Origin of the sequence: Aliivibrio kagoshimensis (genome assembly GCF_050337105.1) — a bacterium.
GTDB lineage: Bacteria > Pseudomonadota > Gammaproteobacteria > Enterobacterales > Vibrionaceae > Aliivibrio_A > Aliivibrio_A kagoshimensis.
The window spans coordinates 42093-61454 of the sequence record NZ_JAKJSQ010000019.1; the positions used below are offsets into that span (position 1 = coordinate 42093).

Genomic DNA, 19362 nt, shown 5'->3' on the forward strand with positions numbered 1-19362 from the left:
TTACCAGTCAACGCCTTTACGAGCCTTAATACCGGCATCAAAAGCGTGCTTCACGCTTCTTATCTCAGAGACGGTATCTGCCATGTCGGTAAGTGCACGATGTGCGCCACGCCCGGTAATGATGACGGATTGATGTGTTGGTCGATTGTTGAGTGCTTCAACCACTTCATCAAGTGAAATATAGTCATAACTGATCATATAGGTCAGCTCATCAAGTAATATTACATCAATACTTTCATCCGCTAACATTGATTTGCACTCTTGCCATACCTTTTGAGCAGCAAGAGTATCAGAACTTTTATCTTGTGTTTCCCAAGTAAATCCTGTTTCCATTACATGAAATACCACACCATTACGCTCTAATAGGTTTCTTTCACCGCAGTCCCATGTTCCTTTAATGTACTGTGCAACCGCGCAGGTTTGCCCATGGCCTGTTGCACGAGCTACCACACCAAAACCAGCGGTAGACTTCCCTTTACCATTCCCGGTGATGATCAGTAACAGACCTTTTTCATGTTGAGCAGCAGCAATGCGTTCGTCAACTTTCTCTTTGACCTTTTGTTGTCGTGTTGCGTGACGGCTCTCTTTATCTTCCATGGGAGTGTTTCCTTGAATAACAGTGATGGCTCAATAGTGGTGTAGAAGCTTCAGATTCGCAAGTAAAACAGTGATAATAGTGAGGGGAAATAAGACTATTTCGCCTGGCTCGCTTATCCTGATCTCATAATTGAGGATTGATAATTGAATAGTGAATTAAAACAATAGATCCTATGAAGATCGCCGTTAAGAAAAGAAGAAATAATGAATAAAATTTTAGTGGTTTGTATGGCAAATATCTGTCGTTCACCAACAGGAGAAGCGGTCTTAAGGGCAAAAGCGAAAGAGAATAATGTATCAGTAAAGGTAGATTCTGCTGGAACAGTTGGTCATCGTCTAGGTCACCGTCCTGATCCTAGGTCGGTCGCGGCAGGTGAAAAGAGAGGTTACAGTTTCAAAGGGATTAAATCTCGAAAGATTACACAAAAAGATTTCCATAATTATGATCTTATCTTGGCATCAGACAAGGCAAATTTAGCGGATCTTTATGATGTCTGTCCCTTAGAACACCAACATAAATTAAAATTGTTTCTGAGCTTCTTAGATTCAGACAGGCAAGAGATCCCTGACCCCTATTATGGTGGTCCAAAAGGGTTTGAGTTGGTTATCGATTTAATTGAAGAGGGCAGTCAGGCAGTATTGAAGCAGTTTATCTAACAGAAGATCTGTCACTGTTGAGTTAAAAAAATGGCCAGTTAATACTGGCCATTTTTGTATTATGCTAAGGTATCAGTAACCACTTTGTAGGTTGGATCTTCTTTTACATTGATCTCAACTAAACTGCCAGCCTTATGTAAAAGCGCTCGACAATCTTGGCTTAAGTGACGAAGGTGCAGTGTTTTGCCTACATTAGAGTATCGTTCAGCAATGGTTTCTATTGCTTCTATCGCAGAGTGATCAGTGACACGTGATTTTGCAAAATCCACGATAACATCATCCGGGTCGTTTTTGCTGTCAAATAGTTCTAAGAAGTTAGCTGCTGAACCGAAGAAGATAGGTCCATTAATCTCATACACTTTTGAGCCTTCGTCATTGATAGAGCTGCTTGCGTAGATGTGTTTTGCATGTTCCCAAGCAAACATCAGTGCAGAAACAATAACGCCAACTCCAACCGCGATGGCTAAGTCAGTTAATACCGTAACGATGGTAACTAAAACAATGACAAAGAAATCCTGCTTAGGTACACGGCGTGCCAGTTTAAAGGTTGCCCACTCAAAAGTACCAATAACGACCATAAACATCACACCAACTAAAGCGGCGAGTGGAATCATTTCAATTAGGCTTGAAGCAAAAAGAATGAAGCAGAGTAGAGCAATGGCTGCGGTAAAACCTGAGAGACGTCCACGACCACCAGAGTTTACGTTGATCATTGATTGACCAATCATCGCACAGCCACCCATGGCACCAAACATAGAACACGTAATGTTGGCAGCACCTTGACCAATACACTCGCGGTTACTCTGTCCGCGAGTCCCTGTCATTTCATCAATAACAGTTAAGGTAAGTAGAGACTCAATTAAGCCAATGGCAGCAAGGATAAGTGCGTATGGCAAAATAATGTGTAATGTTTCAAGGGTAAATGGAACAATTGGCATTGCAAAGGTGGGTAAGCTACCTGCGAGTGTTGCAGCTTCATCGCCACTCATTGTTTTCAGAAAGTCGACAACAGTACGCGTATCTAAACCGAGTAACTGAACCAACAGGGTTACACCGACAATCGCAACCAATGAAGAGGGTACCGCTGTGGTCACTTTTGGAAGAAAGTGGATAACGAACATAGTCAGAGCGACTAAGCCTAACATTATCATCATAGGCTGACTGCTAAGCCAGGTTATGTCACCGGCAGCATTCGGAGCTTTGAATTGGCCTAATTGGGCTAAGAAGATAACAATAGCCAGGCCGTTTACAAAACCAATCATCACAGGATGAGGTACCATGCGTATGAATTTACCCAGTTTAAATAGCCCAGCACTGATTTGGAAAATACCGGCGAGTAGAATGGCCGCAAATAGATACTGTACGCCGTGAACCGAGACCAAGCTAACCATTACAACTGCCATCGCACCAGTAGCACCAGATATCATGCCCGGACGACCGCCAAACAGTGAGGTGATTAAACCTACGATAAAAGCAGCGTATAAGCCAACCATTGGATCGACACCAGCCACAAAAGCAAAAGCCACGGCTTCAGGAACCAGGGCAAGTGCTACGGTTAAACCGGAAAGGACATCATTCTTAACGGAGTGATGTGAAAATTGCGGAAATTCAAACATTAAATAATTATCTTCTAAGTGATCCCAAACGGGTGAATGGTTAAAGTATAGACTCTATAAAGCGGCGAATCCTACAGAAAACTGTTGATAACTTCAACCATATATTCAGTGAGATTATAGGGTGATTAAAGATTAATAAAAAAGCCATGCTGTGTGCATGGCTTTAGATTATTAACTCACTTTCATACTGTTAGCATAATCAAACTAGTAGGCTTTTGGTTTAGCCATTCCAGTTGTTGCTTGATTCGTTGCCGTTTGGCTTCCTGCTTGACGAGCTTCTAAACGCTCTTCACGGAAATCAGCAGCGACAATATTAATTGCTAGTGTGTCTTGTGGCCCTGGCGCTTTAGTCATTGGTGATGTGACATGAGATTGAACTCTTGGTTCAGGCTTAACCTCATCAGCAACTGGGGCAACGTCAACTGTTTCAGCTGTTTTGGCTGGTGCGTCAGTGATCACTTCCGTTGATTCAACAGTAACCTCTGGTAGCACTGTCTCTTCAACAATCGTTTCGGCGACAGGCTCTACAACAGCTTCAACGACAGGGACTTCAACTACAACTTCGGCGATAACAGGAGTTTCAGTGATTGCCTCTGAAGGTACAATAATGATTTTACCCATCGACATTTCAGGAGAAGTAACACCACCAAGTTGGGCTGGCACTTCAACCTGAGCAACATCTTCTACAACCGTTGTTGTATCTTGCTCTGGAGCTTCCGCTTGAATGACTTTAGGGGGAACAAAGTTAGGCCAAACTTTACCCATTGCCATCTCAGGAGACGCGACACCAGAACTCAGTTTAGCTGGGTTCACAGGCTGCTTTTCATGACGACGACGTTGACCACTAGAGCGCAAGTGACGCGGAGAACGACGATTTCGACGACCCTCTTTACGTTCTTTCTTAGGCTCTTGAGTTTCGGTTACTGCGACTGGCGCGACCACCTCTTCAACTGAACTCTCTTCACCTGTACGGATTTTCTTATTCAGTTTACGACGTTGGCGACGCTGTTTTAGTTGAACGGTCTTCTCTTTTTGAGCAGAGGTAGAGTCACTTTTTTCTTGCGCTTCTGCTGCAAGTTTCTGACCTTGTTCCGCTAACTCACGTTTCGCTTTAGGCTGAGTTCTGTTTTTGTCGTTACGATTGTTTCGCTCATTGCGACGTTTGTCGTTACGCTTTTCAGTTTGCTCTGTATTGTTGTCAGCTCTGCCATCTTTATCGTCAGAGTTGCCTTGACTGTTTTTACGTTGAGAGCTGTTACGATCGCGATTATTACGGTTATCACGATCACGGCCATTACGGCTGTTACGATCACGATTGTTGCGATTGTTGCGCGAACGAGTCTGCTGAGGTTTTTCCTCTTTCTTCTCTTCAACGATCTCTTTTTCAGGAGCGTCATCACCCAAGAAGTTAGTCACAGCTTTAAAGAAGCGGCTAATCAGTCCTGGTTGAGCTGGTGTTTGTGATGCAGCAGGCTTAGCAACGGGGTCCGGAGTAACAACCGGTGCTGATTCGATAGGAGCGGTAAAGCCTTGTAAAACTGGCTCTTCACGTTTTCTCACTACGGTTTCAACTGCTGCTGGTTCTTTAGCTTCTGCTTCTTTTATCGCATCAATTCGTTTCGGTAACATGTACGAAAGAATGTTGTGCTCTTCACCATCACGTAAACGAACCACTTCAAAGTGAGGCGTTTCCATTTCAGAATTTGGAACGATAATGACGCGTACGTTGTGATATTTTTCAATATGCTGAACAGAGCGACGCTTTTCGTTGAGCAGATATGAAGCAATAGGCACAGGAACAACGGCAAGGACTTGTGAACTGTTGTCTTTTAATGACTCTTCTTCAATTAAACGTAGAACAGATAGAGCCAGTGATTCATTATCGCGAACCACGCCCGTACCCGTACAACGAGGACAAATGTGATGGCTTGCTTCAGCCAGAGAAGGGCTCAAGCGTTGACGAGACATCTCAAGTAAACCAAAGCGAGAGATACGACCAATTTGCACACGTGCACGGTCAACACGTACTGCATCACGCAGACGGTTCTCCACTTCACGTTGGTTGCGAATTGGTGTCATATCAATGAAATCGATAACAACCAATCCACCTAGGTCACGCAGTCGAAGTTGACGAGCAATTTCATCGGCAGCTTCTAGGTTGGTATTCAATGCGGTCTCTTCAATATCACTGCCTTTTGTTGCACGAGCAGAGTTGATATCGATAGACGTTAGTGCTTCTGTTGGGTCAATAACAATCGAACCACCTGACGGAAGACGAACTTCGCGTTCAAATGCAGATTCAATTTGACTCTCAATTTGGAAGTGGCTGAATAGTGGAATATCACTTTCATACTGCTTAACACGTGACAGAAAATCTGGACGAATAAGCTGGATGTGCTGTTTAGCGCGTTCGAAAATAGTCGGGCTATCAATCAGTATTTCACCAATATCACGACGTAGATAATCACGAATTGCGCGAACAATTACATTGCTCTCTTGGTGAATAAGGAAAGGAGCGACATTAGATTCAGAAGCGGTTTTAACGGCTTTCCAATGATTAAGTAGAACGTTTAGATCCCACTCAAGCTCTTCAGCAGATTTACCAACACCAGCAGTACGAACAATTAAACCCATACCTTGAGGGAGCTCAAGAGTGCTTAATGCTGCTTTTAATTCTGTTCTTTCATCCCCTTCGATTCGACGTGAAATACCACCAGCACGAGGGTTGTTTGGCATCAGAACTAGGTAGCTACCTGCAAGTGAAATAAAAGTAGTTAACGCAGCACCTTTGTTACCACGTTCCTCTTTTTCAACTTGGATGATAACTTCCTGACCTTCTTTTAATACGTTACGTATATTAGGTCGGCCTTGGTAGGTGTATCCTGATGGAAAGTACTCTTTTGCAATCTCTTTTAAAGGAAGGAAACCATGACGTTCAGCGCCATAATCGACAAACGCAGCTTCTAAGCTTGGTTCGATACGGGTGATACGGCCTTTATATATATTTGCTTTCTTAGATTCGTGTCCAGGGCTTTCGATATCTAGGTCGAATAAGCGCTGGCCATCAACTAATGCGACGCGCAACTCTTCTTTTTGAGTTGCGTTGATCAACATTCTTTTCATTTTTCAATCTCATTTACAATTGTGTTGTTACTTGCCTAACCAACATAACTTCAATCAACGGCGTCAGATCCCAAGGCTGATACTAGTGCAGCCTCACGGCTGGAAATCAGGGATGCTCGAGGACGCATACAGATAAACAGTGTCCATTTTGACACAGTAGAACCGCCATTTTACGGTTGTCTAAAATACATCGAATAAAGGTGTGCGGTTGACAAGCAAAAAATGCTCACTGTCTTTGATGTCTTACGCCTAATGCGGCATCTAAGTCTGTGAGCTGTGTGTTTATTGTTTGTTTTTGGTGTTTGCTTGTTCAGCTTGCACAAAAAATAAGCACTTGGCCTATTTTCAGCAGCAACTATAACAGGGAGGCCATACAGCAGCAATCCTGCTGTAGTCGAAAGTTAGAAATAAATGTCAATAATGAGTATTTGAGGACGGATCTGAGAAAGTCATGGTAGAATATGCCGCATGAATGAAGATAAGCCTAAAGTGCAATTTGTCGACATTGACGATGATTTTGCCGGGCAACGGATTGATAACTTTCTCCTTGCCAGATTAAAAAACGTACCTAAAAGTATGATTTATCGAATCATCCGTAAAGGTGAAGTTCGTGTAAACAAAGGGCGAATTAAGCCTGAGTATAAATTACAAGATGGGGATACGGTTCGAGTTCCACCAGTAAAAATCCCTGAATCGAATGAACAGGTCTTGCCCAATACCAAGCTGAATCGAGTCGCTGAGCTTGAGCAGTGCATTATTTATGAGGATGACCTCATATTAGTGCTCAACAAGCCTTCCGGGACGGCGGTACATGGCGGGAGTGGACTTAAATTTGGTGCTATTGAAGCATTGAGAGCCTTACGTCCAGACGCGCGATTTTTGGAGTTAGTACACCGTATCGATAGGGATACCTCAGGAATATTACTGATTGCCAAAAAGCGGTCTGCATTAAGACGTTTACAAGAGCAGTTTCGCAATAAAACGGTGCAAAAGTACTATCTTGCTTTAGTGATGGGTGAGTGGAAGTCAACCTGTAAAAAGGTGGATGCACCTCTTCTTAAAAATGAAGTGAACAGTATTGTAAGAGTAAATCCGAATGGTAAAGAGTCTGAAACTCGCTTTAAGGTGCTCGAGCGTTTTCAACAGGCGACGTTAGTTCAAGCGAGCCCAATTACAGGCCGAACCCATCAGATTCGAGTGCACGCGCAATATACTGGACACCCAATTGCTTGGGATGATCGTTATGGCGATCGTCGTTTTGATGCCTATACCTCGAAAGTAGGGCTAGATAGACTCTTTTTGCACGCAGCCAATATCCGCTTTACTCATCCTGGCACCGATCAGCTAATGAGTATCGATGCACCGATGGAAAATAAGTTGGAAGTGGCTTTGAAAAAATTGAGACAGATGTCTGAGTAGGAGTGAAGTAGTCATGCTGAGTAAGTATAAATTGGTTATTTTTGATTGGGATGGCACGTTAATGGATTCGGTAAATCGAATCGTATCGTGCTTATCAACGTCTGCAGACTTATGCGGTTTACCAAAACATGGCTTTGATGATCTTAAGCAGGTGATAGGCTTGAGCTTAGAAAAATGTTTTGAACACCTATATAGCGAACAATCGAGCGATCTTTTTCAGCAGTGGGCCGAGCACTACAAAGCACAGTTTATTACCCACGATATGACCCCAAGCACGCTCTATAACGGTGTGATGCCAGTTTTATCATGGTTACAGCAGCAAAATAAACAGATAGCGGTAGCGACAGGTAAGAGTCGTAATGGACTAGACCGTGTATTACAAGAGTCTGAAATGAGCCACTGGTTTACTACGACCCGTTGTGCTGATGAAACACGATCTAAACCGGATCCCTTAATGTTGAATGAGATTTTATCCGAACTTAACATTGAGGCCCATGAAGCCGTAATGGTTGGTGATACCAGTCACGATATGAAACTGGCCAATAATGCTGGTGTGGACGTTATCGGTATCACCTGGGGGGTACACAGCGCTGAAATACTAAGCCAGTATCGGCCCGTTGCAGTTATTGATTCGATTGTTGAGCTACAACACTTACCGCTCTAACGCTAGATTAACTGAGGGTTGTAATACCCTCAGTGTCTAAAAGATCGATCAAAGAGATAAGTGGAAGGCCAATCAAAGCGTTAGGGTCTTTACCCTCTAAACGTTCAAACAGCGCAATACCGAGTCCTTCACACATGAAGCTTCCAGCGCAGTTGAATGGCTGCTCTTTATCGACATAATAACGGATCTGTTGTTCAGTTAAGGTTCTAAAGTGGACAATAAAGGGTTCACAAACTGTTTGGCAGTGATCAGTATGGGTGTTGTATAAAGAGAGTCCTGTATAGAAGGTGACGGCTCTTCCACTAGCGGCAGTAAGCTGTTTGATTGCATTTTCGCGAGTGTGTGGTTTGCCAATAATTTGATTATTCACAACACACACTTGATCAGAACCAATAACCAGAGCATGTTCACGGTTTATTTTACAAGAACGAGCTTTAGTTTCAGAAAGTCGTTTCACTAGATTCTCTGCAGTCTCTTCAGGGTAGGGGGTTTCATCGCAATTTGGAGCAATAGACTCAAATGGCAGATGTAACTTCTGAAAAATTGATTGCCTAAACGTTGAAGTAGAAGCGAGAATGATCCTAGGTTTCATAGGGGGTCCAGAAATAGAGTAAATATCATTTTTTATTTATAACATGAAAATAAGATGAAAAAGCACAAGATTTTGTTCCTTTTTCTTTGACTAAAACTCCATACAAAGATAATATGCGCGCCCTATGCAAAAGGTAAAATTACCACGAACGGTCGATCCAGCTCGTACTGCTCAAAAAAGACTTGACCTAGATGGTTACATCCAAGCCAGTCTTTTTAAGCGTTTAGCCGATGCGACCGAAGGTGTAAAAAGTGACTCTGATGTCACAATGTCGTTCAAGGTTGATGAACAACGACTTAACGTTATCTCTGGTAAAGCTAACGTACAGGTATCGTTGGAATGTCAACGCTGTAATGAAAACTTCGATCATCACTGTGATGTTTCGTTTCTCTGCACGCCTTTCTATAGCGATGAAAAGGCAGAGCTTGTACCTGAAGAGTATGAGTTAGTAGAGTTAAATGAATTTGGTGAGTTGGATCTAATCGATCTTATCGAAGATGAATTCTTACTGGCGTTGCCTCAAATACCGATGCACGATATGAAAGACTGTCAGGTTAAATCGAACAATTTGGTATTTGGTGAAATTCCTGAAGAGGAAGAGAAACCGAATCCCTTTGATGTTTTAAAAAATTTAAAGCAAGATAATTAGGAGTAAAATCCATGGCTGTACAAAAAAGCAAAAAATCACGCTCACACCGTGGTATGCGTCGTTCACACGATGCGTTGACTACTGAAGCGCTTTCTGTAGATTCAACAAGTGGCGAAACTCACCTTCGTCACAACATCACAGCTGACGGTTTCTACCGTGGCCGCAAGGTTATCAACAAATAAGGTTTGCCCTTGTTGATTCCTTCCATTGCAGTTGATGCGATGGGTGGGGACTTTGGTCCTTGCGTAACAGTGCCTGCCATCGTGCAGGCATTGTCACTATTCCCAGAGCTAGAAATAACCGTCATCGGTAATCACACTGAGATTACTGAGCAGCTATCACATGTTAACCACCTTGATACCTCCCGATTGACCATTGTACATAGCGACAGTGTCATTGAAAACTCAACACGTCCATCCCAAGCATTAAGGCACAGTAAAGGTACCTCGATGAGGCTCGCTTTAGATTTAGTTGCCCAAGGGGATGCTGACGCATGCGTAAGTGGTGGTAATACGGGTGCTTTAATGGCGCTCTCTCGGTTAACGTTAAAGCAGTTACCGGGTGTTGAAAGACCGGCATTGGTCTCTGCGCTGCCAACTAAATCAGGCAAGAAGACTTGGTTATTGGACCTAGGGGCAAATGCATCGTGTGACGCCGACTCCCTATTTCAATTTGCAGTGATGGGGGCAGAACTTGCAGAACAAGAGCTAGGACGTAAAGCGAAAGTCGCTCTTCTCAATATTGGAGAAGAGGAGATCAAAGGCAACGACCTCGTAAAGCGCTGTTCTGAAATGTTGTCTACCTGCTCTGAAATTCATTACATCGGTTATGTCGAAGGCGATCAACTCTATAAAGATCGAGCAGATGTGATTGTCTGTGAAGGTTTTGTCGGTAACGTCAGTTTGAAAAGTAGTGAAGGGGTTGCTCACCTTTTTCAAGAGCAGCTTAAAAAACAACTATCAAATTCCCCATTTAAACAGCTGGTTGCTAAATGGCTGTTTAAAGATTTAATTAATAATTTCAAAAAGCTGAACCCCGACCAGTACAATGGTGCAAGTCTGATAGGATTGCGTGGCATTGTAATAAAGAGTCACGGAAGTGCTGATGTAACTGCATATGTTAATGCAATTGGAGAGGCAGTTCATGAAGTTAAGCGACAGATTCCAACTCGAATCAGTGATCGTTTAGAAAAAATACTACTCGAGAGACTCGAATAGTCTTGCTAAATGCAGACCAAATGCTTTTGGTGACGTTTAAATAGGAAAAAATAATGAGTAAGTTTGCAATTGTATTTCCAGGCCAAGGCTCTCAAGCCATTGGTATGCTTGCAGAATTAGCACAGCAGTTTGAAAGTGTAAATCACACTTTTTCCGAAGCTTCTGATGCGTTGGGTTATGATCTATGGTCACTGATTCAAGATGGCCCAGTAGAAGATTTAAATCAAACCTTTCGTACTCAACCAGCCCTTTTAGCCGCATCGGTTGCTATCTGGCGTGTCTGGAATGAGCAAGGTTTAGCACAGCCTACTATGATTGCAGGACATAGCTTGGGCGAGTACTCAGCCTTAGTATGTGCAGGTGTTATCGATTTTAAAGAGGCGCTAAAGTTGGTTGAGTTACGTGGACAATTAATGCAGCAAGCGGTACCAGCTGGTGTTGGTGCTATGTATGCCATTATTGGTCTCGACAATGAGGCAATTACCAAAGCGTGTGAACAGGCTGCTCAAGGGGAAGTCGTTTCTCCTGTGAATTTTAATTCACCAGGACAGGTTGTTATCGCTGGGAATAAAGACGCTGTAGAGCGTGCCGGCATTCTATGTAAAGAAGCAGGGGCTAAACGAGCACTTCCATTACCAGTCTCTGTCCCTTCTCATTGTGCATTAATGCAACCTGCGGCAGATATGTTAGCGGAAAAATTAACTGAGTTAACGTTCAATACGCCTAACATTGCAGTGATTAACAATGTTGATGTGATTGCGGAAACGGATCCAGAGTTAATTAAACAAGCATTAGTTCGTCAACTGTATAGCCCAGTACGCTGGACTGAAATCGTCGAAAAAATGGCAGCGGATGGCGTTGAGCAACTATTTGAAATGGGACCAGGTAAAGTATTAACGGGTCTTACAAAACGTATCGAACGCTCTCTAAGTGCAGCAGCGGTCAATGACCCTGCTGGTTTAGCAGCGGCGAAGTAATTTTTAAAAGGGGAAATGTAATGAGCCTTGAAGGTCAAGTTGCACTCGTAACAGGTGCGAGCCGTGGTATCGGCCGTGCGATTGCTGAGCTACTCGTTGAACGTGGTGCTACTGTTATCGGTACCGCAACATCTGAAAGTGGCGCACAAGCGATCAGCACTTACCTTGGTGACAATGGTAAAGGGTTGGCATTAAATGTCACATCAGCAGATTCTGTTGCAGAGGTGCTTAAAAACATCAAAGCAGAGTTTGGTGAGTTAGATATTTTAATTAATAATGCGGGTATTACTCGTGACAACTTGCTGATGCGTATGAAAGATGATGAATGGCAAGACATTATGGATACCAACCTAACGTCTATCTTTCGCCTATCTAAAGCGGTCATGCGTGGCATGATGAAAAAGCGCTGTGGACGTATTGTTAATGTTGGCTCTGTCGTCGGTACGATGGGGAATGCAGGTCAAGCAAACTACGCTGCAGCAAAGGCCGGTGTTATCGGTTTTACTAAATCTTTAGCCCGTGAAGTTGCTTCTCGTGGTGTGACGGTCAATACTGTTTCTCCTGGATTTATTGAAACAGATATGACGAAAGCCTTGAATGATGAGCAACGAGCTGCGACACTATCATCAGTACCAGCTGGTCGTCTTGGCGATCCAAAAGAAATTGCAGCAGCCGTTGCATTTTTAGCGTCACCAGAAGCCGCATACATTACAGGTGAAACCCTGCATGTAAACGGTGGAATGTACATGGTTTAAGCTGGAAAGTTAATTGACCTGTGATTTAGGTCAAGTTAGGGCTATTTGTTGGCGGATTACATTCAATTTCGTGGTTCGACCAGCTCACAGGCACTTGCAACTTTCTAATTTTTGAATAAAATACAGCAAATATCGCATATTCAGCGACTCTGTAAAGGAAAAGAAAAAATGAGCGACATCATCGAACGCGTAAAAAAAATCATTGTTGAGCAACTTGGCGTAGACGAAGCTGAAGTTAAAAACGAAGCTTCATTTGTTGACGACCTAGGTGCTGATTCTCTAGACACAGTTGAGCTAGTAATGGCTCTTGAAGAAGAGTTCGACACTGAGATTCCAGACGAAGAAGCTGAGAAAATCACAACTGTTCAAGCTGCTATTGACTACGTTACTAGCGCACAGTAAGAAACAATCCCAGGCGGTCTCCTTGACCGCCTGAGTTTTTTATATCGTAACAAACCCCTTTCTATTAAAACAATTTCCGGAGAATTTATCGTGTCCAAGCGTCGTGTAGTAATCACAGGCATGGGTATGCTCTCACCGGTAGGAAATACCGTTGAAGCATCGTGGAAAGCACTCCTAGCCGGTCAAAGCGGTATCAGCACCATTGAACATTTTGATACCACCAACTTCAGTACTAAATTTGCAGGTCTAGTAAAAGATTTTAACTGCGAAGAGTACATGACTAAAAAAGATGCTCGTAAGATGGATCTTTTCATCCAGTACGGTGTCGCTGCGGGAACGCAAGCATTTAAAGATTCTGGTATTGAAGTTAATGAAGAGAATGCTCACCGTATCGGTGTGGCTATCGGATCGGGTATTGGTGGTATTGGCTTAATTGAAACTGCTCACCAAGCAATGATAGATAAAGGCCCTCGTAAAATTAGCCCCTTTTTCGTCCCTTCGACCATAGTGAATATGATCGCAGGTCACATGTCTATTATGCATGGTTTACGTGGTCCAAATATCGCTATCTCCACAGCGTGTACAACAGGCCTTCATAACATTGGTCACGCGGCACGTATGATCGCCTATGGTGACGCAGATGCAATGTTAGCGGGTGGTGCTGAAAAAGCATCGACTCCTCTAGGGATGGGCGGATTTGCAGCAGCGAAAGCGCTCTCTTCACGTAACGATGACCCACAGGCCGCTTCTCGCCCATGGGACAAAGATCGTGACGGTTTTGTACTGGGTGACGGTGCGGGCATGATGGTTGTGGAAGAGTATGAACACGCTAAAGCTCGTGGCGCCAAAATTTATTGTGAATTAGTTGGTTTTGGCATGAGTGGCGACGCTTATCACATGACATCACCTAGTGCCGATGGTTCTGGTGGTGCGTTAGCCATGGAAGCCGCGATTCGTGATGCTGGCATCAATACTGATAAAATTGGTTATGTTAATGCACACGGTACATCAACTCCTGCGGGTGATGTTGCTGAAACCCTTGGTATTAAACGTGCTTTAGGTGAATCAGCGAATAGTGTTATGGTCTCTTCAACAAAATCGATGACAGGACACCTTTTGGGTGCTGCCGGTTCTGTAGAAGCGATTATTACGGCAATGAGTCTGGTTGACCAAGCGGTTCCACCGACAATTAATCTTGATAACCCTGATGAAGGTTGTGATTTGGATTATGTGCCTGGTGAAGCTCGTCAAGTTGCTCTTGAGTATGCAGTATGTAACTCATTTGGTTTTGGTGGTACTAACGGCGCACTTATCTTTAAAAAGATGTAATTAAATAGCAGCAAAATAAATTATAATCAGCGGTTTGGTGTATTACATCAAACCGCTTTTTTATTTAGGGGAGACGAATGTATCTCATTAATGGTGTTAAGCAGCAATCGACTCAACTATCCGATCGTTCCTTTCAATATGGTGATGGCTGTTTCACTACGATGTTGGTGAAAGAGGGCCAGGTACAGTTTTGGCCACTGCATCTCAACAGATTACAGAGCACGACCGAAAGGCTATCAATTGAGCAGCCTGATTGGCATCAAGTTGAGGGTTGGGTTAAGCAGTTAATAAGTGATAAGCCATTAATGGGGATCAAGATACTCATTAGTAGAGGGACTGGGGGAAGAGGGTATTCCAGCGAAGGGTGTCATGATACTCAAGTTGTGATATCGGCGTTTGACTATCCTGAACACTATCTACGATGGCAAAGTGAAGGCGTTGAGCTCGGTGTCTGTAAAACTCTGCTTGGGCTTAATCCGCTTTTAGCTGGCCTAAAACACAATAATCGATTGGAACAGGTTCTGATTAAACAAGAGGTTTCATCATTAGGTGTCGTCGATTGTGTTGTGTTAGACATCGCAAACAACGTCATCGAAACATCCGCTTCCAATATATTCTGGGTAAAAGACCAAATTCTTTACACCCCTTTGTTAAATCAAGCGGGCGTAGCAGGTATACTACGAGCCAAAATCACCCACTTTGCTTCCGAGCTCGATATTAAAATGAAGAGAGTAGAAGCCGCGATTGATGAACTCTATCACGCAGATGAAGTGTTTATGACGAATGCATTAATGGGGGTTGTCCCGGTAGTGAAAATTGCCAACCACAGCTATCAATCTTCTAGCATTACCGCTCTATTTCAGGAGAAATTATCTCAGTGTTAAAGAAAGTCACTATTTTACTTGTTGTTCTATTATCCATCCTTTTTGCTACTCTTTTTTGGAGCTATCAACAAGTATTAGCTTTTATTGAACAGCCAGTACGTTTAGAACAATCACAACTGCTTGAAGTGAAGTCAGGGACGACGGCTCGTCGCCTTCTTAATCAACTCTCAGAGCAAGAATTGATTTCAAATATTAAGTGGGCACGTTTTGTGAACCGAGTTGCTCCGGATCTGATGGATATTAAAACAGGTACGTACTGGGTTGAAAAAGAGGTAACGGTCAGAGAGCTTCTCGAATTAGTGGGGGCGGGGCAGGAGCATCAGTTTTCAATCACTTTTGTCGAAGGGAGTCGCTTCTCAGAATGGTTAACGCTTTTAAAAACCAAAGAGGGCTTAGAGCATACCATTGGTGACCAATCTGAAGCTGAAATAGCCACAGAGCTAGGTATTGAAAGAGAGAAACTGGAAGGGCTTTTTCTCCCTGAGACCTATGCGTATACGGCTGGCACTACAGATTTAGCCATATTGAAACGAGCGCACAAAGCCCTAAATGACGTTTTAGAGAGTGCCTGGTCTGAAAAAATGGAATCACTGCCGTTAGCAAACCAGTATGAAGCATTAACGTTAGCATCGATCATTGAAAAAGAGACGGCAATACATGGTGAGCGACGTCGAATATCCTCTGTGTTTGTGAATCGTTTAAATAGACGAATGCGATTACAAACGGATCCTACTGTGATATATGGCATGGGCGAAGCGTATACTGGCAATATCCGAAAAAGCGATTTACGCAGGCCTACCCCTTATAATACCTATACTATCTTTGGCCTTCCGCCCACACCGATTGCAATGGCTGGTGAAGCCTCTATCCGCGCAGCGGTTAACCCAGAAACCAGTAAGTACCTGTACTTTGTGGCAAGTGGTGATGGAGGGCATACGTTCAGTAAGTCACTGGTTGAACACAACCGAGCCGTCAGAGTCTATTTAAATAAATTGAGAAACCAATAATGGCAAAGTTTATAGTAATCGAAGGCCTTGAAGGCGCGGGTAAGAGCACGGCAATTAATCTCGTGCTCTCTACATTAAAAGCACAAGGTATATCCGATTTAGTGACCACTCGTGAGCCTGGCGGAACGCCACTGGCTGAGCAGATGAGAGCACTGGTCAAAGAGGGGCACCCAGACGAGCCACTTACTGATATGGCCGAATTGTTACTGCTTTATGCTGCTCGAATTCAACTGGTAGATAATGTCATTAAACCAGCATTAGCCAAGGGGTGCTGGGTCGTTGGAGATCGTCACGATTTGTCATCACAAGCCTACCAAGGTGGGGGGCGTGGTTTTGATAAAGCCGTGATGCTTAACTTACGTGATACCGTATTAGGCGACTTTAAACCGGATTTAACCATTTACATGGATTTAGACCCTAGAATTGGGCTTGAAAGAGCAAGGTTACGTGGCGCATTAGATCGTATTGAACAGATGCAGGTCGATTTTTTTGACCGTACTCGTGAACGATATTTGGAATTTGCTGAGCAAGACGATTCGATCATTACGATTGATGCGAGTCAAGGCATAGAACAGGTTGGGCATGATATTCAACAAGCGCTAACACAGTGGCTTTTAACACATAACGCTTAACGACAATTGGTTATATGATGGACACTAAACTATTTCCTTGGCAGCAACTGATATGGCAACAGTGGCAGCAGTTAATTATACAAGATAGACTGCCTCATGCTCTGCTTTGCGCGATGCCTGAAGGGACTGGGCGAGAGAGGGTTGTTACACGTTTAGCTCGCACTTTGCTTTGCCAAACACCCGGCCTTGAGCCTTGTGGAATGTGTCACAGTTGTGAACTGTCTCAATCAGGAAACCATCCTGATCTGCATTGGTTAATCCCTGAAAAAGAGGGGAAGAATATCACGGTTGAACAGATCCGACAGTGTAACCACTGGGCATGGGAGTCTTCACAGTTTAATGGTAAGCGAGTAATAGTCATTGATCCTGCTGATTGTATGAATGAAGCAGCAGCCAATGCTATTTTAAAAACCTTAGAGGAGCCACCGCAAAGTTGCCAATTTATTTTATTGGCATCCAGTCAGCATTCACTATTACCCACCATTGTGAGTCGCTGTAGCAGTTGGAGCTTGCCCATTGTTGATGAAGCGACAACCATTCAATGGATTCAGCAAGACCACAATCTGCAAGCGAGCAAACAAGCAGTGCGAATTTGTGGCGGATTTCCGCTAACCGTTGTTGATTACTATCAAAATAAACATAAAGCATTACATGAAACGTTGATTGCTAAATTCTCTGAGTATATCGACTCAGAACAACAGAGATTTAGTGAATTAATGGCGTGTATGGTTAAAGAGCCAAATCGTTCTTTACTCTGGTTGAGTTACTTACTGCTTGATGTGCAAAAAGTGCAGCAGGGTATTAAAAGTCATCTGGTTCATGATGAGTGTGAGGCGATTATAGAGGTATTGGCAGCCAAGTTAACAGTGAACCAAGTCTACTCACAATATCAAGCATTGAATATTCTGCGTGATCAACTTCAATCCAATAACGGCTTGAACAGTGACCTATTGATCAGTCAATGGCTGTTTGAGTTCTAATTCTGTCGCGGTGTTATTGTGAATGGTATTTGAGTCGAGAGAGGCGGACACGAGCGTGTCCGCTTTTTTTATTATAAATTGTAGCCTTTCTCTTCATGAGAGCTGATATCTAGGCCTTCAATCTCTTCCTCTTCAGTGACACGAAGTGGGGTAAATAAGCCAACCAGTTTCAGGATAAGGAAAGTCACAACGGCAGTATAAACAATGGTTGCCACTACACCGATCAATTGAACCTGTAACTGTCCTCCTATTGAGCTAATCCCTTCAGCAAATCCAAAGCCGCTGAACACACCCAATTCGGTAGAGGCGAAGACCCCGACCAAAATCGACCCTAAAATACCACCCACGCCATGGACAGGAAAAACATCTAGGCTATCATCGATTTTTAACACGCGTTTAATGTAATGTGTCGCTATAAAGCAGACGATACCTGCAGATAAACCAATGATAAGTGCGCCACCGGGGCCAACAAAACCGGATGCTGGTGTAATAGTACCTAGCCCTGCGACCATACCCGTAACGGCACCAAGTGCGCTTGGTTTACCAAAACGCTTCCACTCAATCGTCATCCAAACCAGTGCGCCCGTGGCAGAGGATATATGGGTAACAAGCATCGCCATAGCAGCATCGCCATTTGCACCTAAAGCACTGCCACCATTGAAGCCAAACCATCCCACCCAAAGCATGCCTGCACCAGTAATGGTCATGGTCATATTATGAGGAGGCATGGCCACTTTGGGAAAGCCCTTTCTTGGACCAATGACGATTGCTGCAACTAATGCTGCGACTCCAGCCGTAATATGAACAACAATACCGCCAGCAAAATCATAAACGCCCATTTTGGCTAACCAACCACCGCCCCAGACCCAGTGGGTAACAGGAACATACACCGCAATTAACCATATGGCACTGAATAACAATACAGCGGAAAATTTCATTCGTTCTGCAAAGCCACCTATGATCAAAGCGGGAGTAATCACAGCGAATGTCATCTGGAACAACATGAATAACGATTCAGGGATATCTCCTGATAACGTATCTCGCCCGATCTCCATCAGCATGACTTTTGACAGGTCGCCAATGAATGCGTTGCCGTCTGAAAAAGCTAAACTGTATCCCATTAAGAGCCACAATAGAGACGAAACCCCAGCAATTGCAAAACATTGCATTAATATCGAGAGCACGTTTTTTGAGCGAACCAAACCGCCATAAAATAGAGCAAGACCGGGAAGCGTCATAAACAACACCAACGCTGTCGAGGTGAGTATCCAGGCGGTATTCGCACCATCTAGGGTCGTTTGTTCAGCTAATGCAATACTAGGCAGCATTGCAACGAAGAAAGTGAAACTCTTTTTTATCATTATTACATCCTTGTAAATCATGTTGCACTTAAATGGTGCGACTGCCCAGCATGTCGCACTATTTTGGTGTTCTGGTGCACTAATACTGCGCATTATACGTAGTGAAGTAACTGTATTCTTTTTGCTAATTAATAAGTTACCGAGAGCGTGCATCTGGGGTTGAACCATTGTTATTCATTATTATGCAGGTTTTACGCCAGTTAGTTCATATGGCCACAAATAGCGGGAGGGTAAACGATATCGTTTACCCTTACCTAGAGAGAGGATTTTCTTGTGTAAAGACCGATTTATAGGAACAAGCGACCCACCCTTATTTTTAGAAGAAAAATTACAATTGTGCAAAAAATCGAATAAAAACGGTGTTTTACTGAAAGTCAGCTATTTTTATAAGGTATCTCGTTAGTTATTCCTATTTCTGTTGATGAAATCAGTGGATTTGATTTTGTTAAGAAAAATAACATTACAAAAACACACAATTTTAAATTTTAGGCTGTAAATAAT

Annotated in this window: 19 protein-coding genes; 14 read left to right on the plus strand and 5 right to left on the minus strand. The window is 43.4% G+C overall.

The window, feature by feature from the left end:
- Positions 1-597, minus strand: coding sequence for a cob(I)yrinic acid a,c-diamide adenosyltransferase (gene cobO / locus L4C32_RS08655; protein ID WP_428196473.1), 597 nt, complete (start codon positions 595-597; stop codon positions 1-3).
- Positions 598-801: 204 nt separating this feature from the next.
- Between cobO and L4C32_RS08660 the strand changes: the two genes are divergently transcribed.
- Positions 802-1254 carry a low molecular weight protein-tyrosine-phosphatase gene (locus tag L4C32_RS08660; RefSeq protein ID WP_428196474.1) on the plus strand — a complete coding sequence of 151 codons (453 nt, stop codon included), beginning with the start codon at positions 802-804 and terminating at the stop codon, positions 1252-1254.
- A gap of 59 nt (positions 1255-1313) precedes the next feature.
- Here the strand turns inward: L4C32_RS08660 and L4C32_RS08665 are convergent, their stop codons facing one another.
- A complete protein-coding gene (locus tag L4C32_RS08665) occupies positions 1314-2870 on the minus strand; it encodes a SulP family inorganic anion transporter (protein WP_428196475.1) in 1557 nt (518 codons plus the stop codon).
- A gap of 204 nt (positions 2871-3074) precedes the next feature.
- Positions 3075-5993, minus strand: coding sequence for a ribonuclease E (rne, locus tag L4C32_RS08670; RefSeq protein WP_428196476.1), 2919 nt, complete (start codon positions 5991-5993; stop codon positions 3075-3077).
- A gap of 468 nt (positions 5994-6461) precedes the next feature.
- Here rne and rluC point away from each other — a divergent pair, with 468 nt between their 5' ends.
- Together rluC and L4C32_RS08680 are read left to right on the plus strand one after the other, a co-directional pair.
- Positions 6462-7412 (plus strand): 23S rRNA pseudouridine(955/2504/2580) synthase RluC, encoded by a 951-nt coding sequence (rluC, locus tag L4C32_RS08675; RefSeq protein ID WP_428196477.1) that lies wholly within the window; start codon positions 6462-6464, stop codon positions 7410-7412.
- A gap of 13 nt (positions 7413-7425) precedes the next feature.
- Positions 7426-8076, plus strand: coding sequence for an HAD family hydrolase (locus tag L4C32_RS08680; protein WP_428196478.1), 651 nt, complete (start codon positions 7426-7428; stop codon positions 8074-8076).
- A gap of 7 nt (positions 8077-8083) precedes the next feature.
- On the opposite strand, the gene L4C32_RS08685 is transcribed toward L4C32_RS08680, so the two are convergent.
- Positions 8084-8668 carry a Maf family protein gene (locus L4C32_RS08685; protein WP_428196479.1) on the minus strand — a complete coding sequence of 195 codons (585 nt, stop codon included), beginning with the start codon at positions 8666-8668 and terminating at the stop codon, positions 8084-8086.
- A gap of 124 nt (positions 8669-8792) precedes the next feature.
- On the opposite strand from L4C32_RS08685, the gene yceD reads away from it, so the two are divergent.
- The 11 genes from yceD to holB all read left to right on the plus strand — a co-directional run bounded on the left by yceD (position 8793) and on the right by holB (position 17500).
- Positions 8793-9317 (plus strand): 23S rRNA accumulation protein YceD, encoded by a 525-nt coding sequence (gene yceD, locus L4C32_RS08690; protein WP_428196480.1) that lies wholly within the window; start codon positions 8793-8795, stop codon positions 9315-9317.
- 11 nt (positions 9318-9328) lie between these two features.
- On the plus strand, positions 9329-9499 hold the full coding sequence (gene rpmF, locus L4C32_RS08695; protein ID WP_428196481.1) for a 50S ribosomal protein L32: 171 nt from the start codon (positions 9329-9331) through the stop codon (positions 9497-9499).
- A 9-nt stretch (positions 9500-9508) separates the two neighbouring features.
- The gene (gene plsX / locus L4C32_RS08700; RefSeq protein ID WP_428196482.1) at positions 9509-10534 is read left to right on the plus strand and encodes a phosphate acyltransferase PlsX; all 1026 of its coding nucleotides are present in this window, start codon (positions 9509-9511) and stop codon (positions 10532-10534) included.
- 53 nt (positions 10535-10587) lie between these two features.
- Positions 10588-11511: an ACP S-malonyltransferase gene (fabD, locus tag L4C32_RS08705; RefSeq protein WP_428196483.1), complete on the plus strand. Its 924-nt coding sequence runs from the start codon at positions 10588-10590 to the stop codon at positions 11509-11511.
- A 20-nt stretch (positions 11512-11531) separates the two neighbouring features.
- Entirely contained in the window at positions 11532-12266 is a 735-nt protein-coding gene (fabG, locus tag L4C32_RS08710) for a 3-oxoacyl-ACP reductase FabG (RefSeq protein WP_428196484.1), read from the plus strand.
- Between the two features lie 168 nt (positions 12267-12434).
- Entirely contained in the window at positions 12435-12668 is a 234-nt protein-coding gene (acpP, locus tag L4C32_RS08715; protein WP_428196485.1) for an acyl carrier protein, read from the plus strand.
- A gap of 90 nt (positions 12669-12758) precedes the next feature.
- Positions 12759-13997, plus strand: a complete 1239-nt coding sequence (gene fabF / locus L4C32_RS08720) for a beta-ketoacyl-ACP synthase II (RefSeq protein WP_428196486.1) — start codon at positions 12759-12761, stop codon at positions 13995-13997.
- 77 nt (positions 13998-14074) lie between these two features.
- Positions 14075-14881: an aminodeoxychorismate lyase gene (pabC, locus tag L4C32_RS08725; RefSeq protein WP_428196487.1), complete on the plus strand. Its 807-nt coding sequence runs from the start codon at positions 14075-14077 to the stop codon at positions 14879-14881.
- Positions 14875-15888, plus strand: coding sequence for an endolytic transglycosylase MltG (gene mltG / locus L4C32_RS08730; protein WP_428196488.1), 1014 nt, complete (start codon positions 14875-14877; stop codon positions 15886-15888). Before pabC ends, mltG begins: the two co-directional genes overlap by 7 nt.
- A complete protein-coding gene (tmk, locus tag L4C32_RS08735) occupies positions 15888-16520 on the plus strand; it encodes a dTMP kinase (RefSeq protein ID WP_428196489.1) in 633 nt (210 codons plus the stop codon). The genes mltG and tmk overlap by 1 nt, the downstream gene beginning before the upstream one ends.
- Positions 16521-16537: 17 nt before the next feature.
- Positions 16538-17500: a DNA polymerase III subunit delta' gene (gene holB / locus L4C32_RS08740; protein ID WP_428196490.1), complete on the plus strand. Its 963-nt coding sequence runs from the start codon at positions 16538-16540 to the stop codon at positions 17498-17500.
- 71 nt (positions 17501-17571) lie between these two features.
- Here holB and L4C32_RS08745 read toward each other — a convergent pair whose 3' ends face one another.
- Positions 17572-18861, minus strand: coding sequence for an ammonium transporter (locus L4C32_RS08745; RefSeq protein WP_428196491.1), 1290 nt, complete (start codon positions 18859-18861; stop codon positions 17572-17574).
- Positions 18862-19362 lie beyond the last annotated feature (501 nt).

Coding starts and splice junctions, on each gene's coding strand:
- L4C32_RS08685 (WP_428196479.1), bottom strand. CDS start 8,668: ATGAAACCTAGGATCATTCTCGCTTCTACTTCAACGTTTAGGCAATCA.
- L4C32_RS08745 (WP_428196491.1), bottom strand. CDS start 18,861: ATGATAAAAAAGAGTTTCACTTTCTTCGTTGCAATGCTGCCTAGTATT.
- acpP (WP_428196485.1), top strand. CDS start 12,435: ATGAGCGACATCATCGAACGCGTAAAAAAAATCATTGTTGAGCAACTT.
- fabD (WP_428196483.1), top strand. CDS start 10,588: ATGAGTAAGTTTGCAATTGTATTTCCAGGCCAAGGCTCTCAAGCCATT.
- tmk (WP_428196489.1), top strand. CDS start 15,888: ATGGCAAAGTTTATAGTAATCGAAGGCCTTGAAGGCGCGGGTAAGAGC.
- rne (WP_428196476.1), bottom strand. CDS start 5,993: ATGAAAAGAATGTTGATCAACGCAACTCAAAAAGAAGAGTTGCGCGTC.
- rpmF (WP_428196481.1), top strand. CDS start 9,329: ATGGCTGTACAAAAAAGCAAAAAATCACGCTCACACCGTGGTATGCGT.
- holB (WP_428196490.1), top strand. CDS start 16,538: ATGGACACTAAACTATTTCCTTGGCAGCAACTGATATGGCAACAGTGG.
- cobO (WP_428196473.1), bottom strand. CDS start 597: ATGGAAGATAAAGAGAGCCGTCACGCAACACGACAACAAAAGGTCAAA.
- yceD (WP_428196480.1), top strand. CDS start 8,793: ATGCAAAAGGTAAAATTACCACGAACGGTCGATCCAGCTCGTACTGCT.
- fabG (WP_428196484.1), top strand. CDS start 11,532: ATGAGCCTTGAAGGTCAAGTTGCACTCGTAACAGGTGCGAGCCGTGGT.
- L4C32_RS08665 (WP_428196475.1), bottom strand. CDS start 2,870: ATGTTTGAATTTCCGCAATTTTCACATCACTCCGTTAAGAATGATGTC.
- pabC (WP_428196487.1), top strand. CDS start 14,075: ATGTATCTCATTAATGGTGTTAAGCAGCAATCGACTCAACTATCCGAT.
- L4C32_RS08660 (WP_428196474.1), top strand. CDS start 802: ATGAATAAAATTTTAGTGGTTTGTATGGCAAATATCTGTCGTTCACCA.
- rluC (WP_428196477.1), top strand. CDS start 6,462: ATGAATGAAGATAAGCCTAAAGTGCAATTTGTCGACATTGACGATGAT.
- L4C32_RS08680 (WP_428196478.1), top strand. CDS start 7,426: ATGCTGAGTAAGTATAAATTGGTTATTTTTGATTGGGATGGCACGTTA.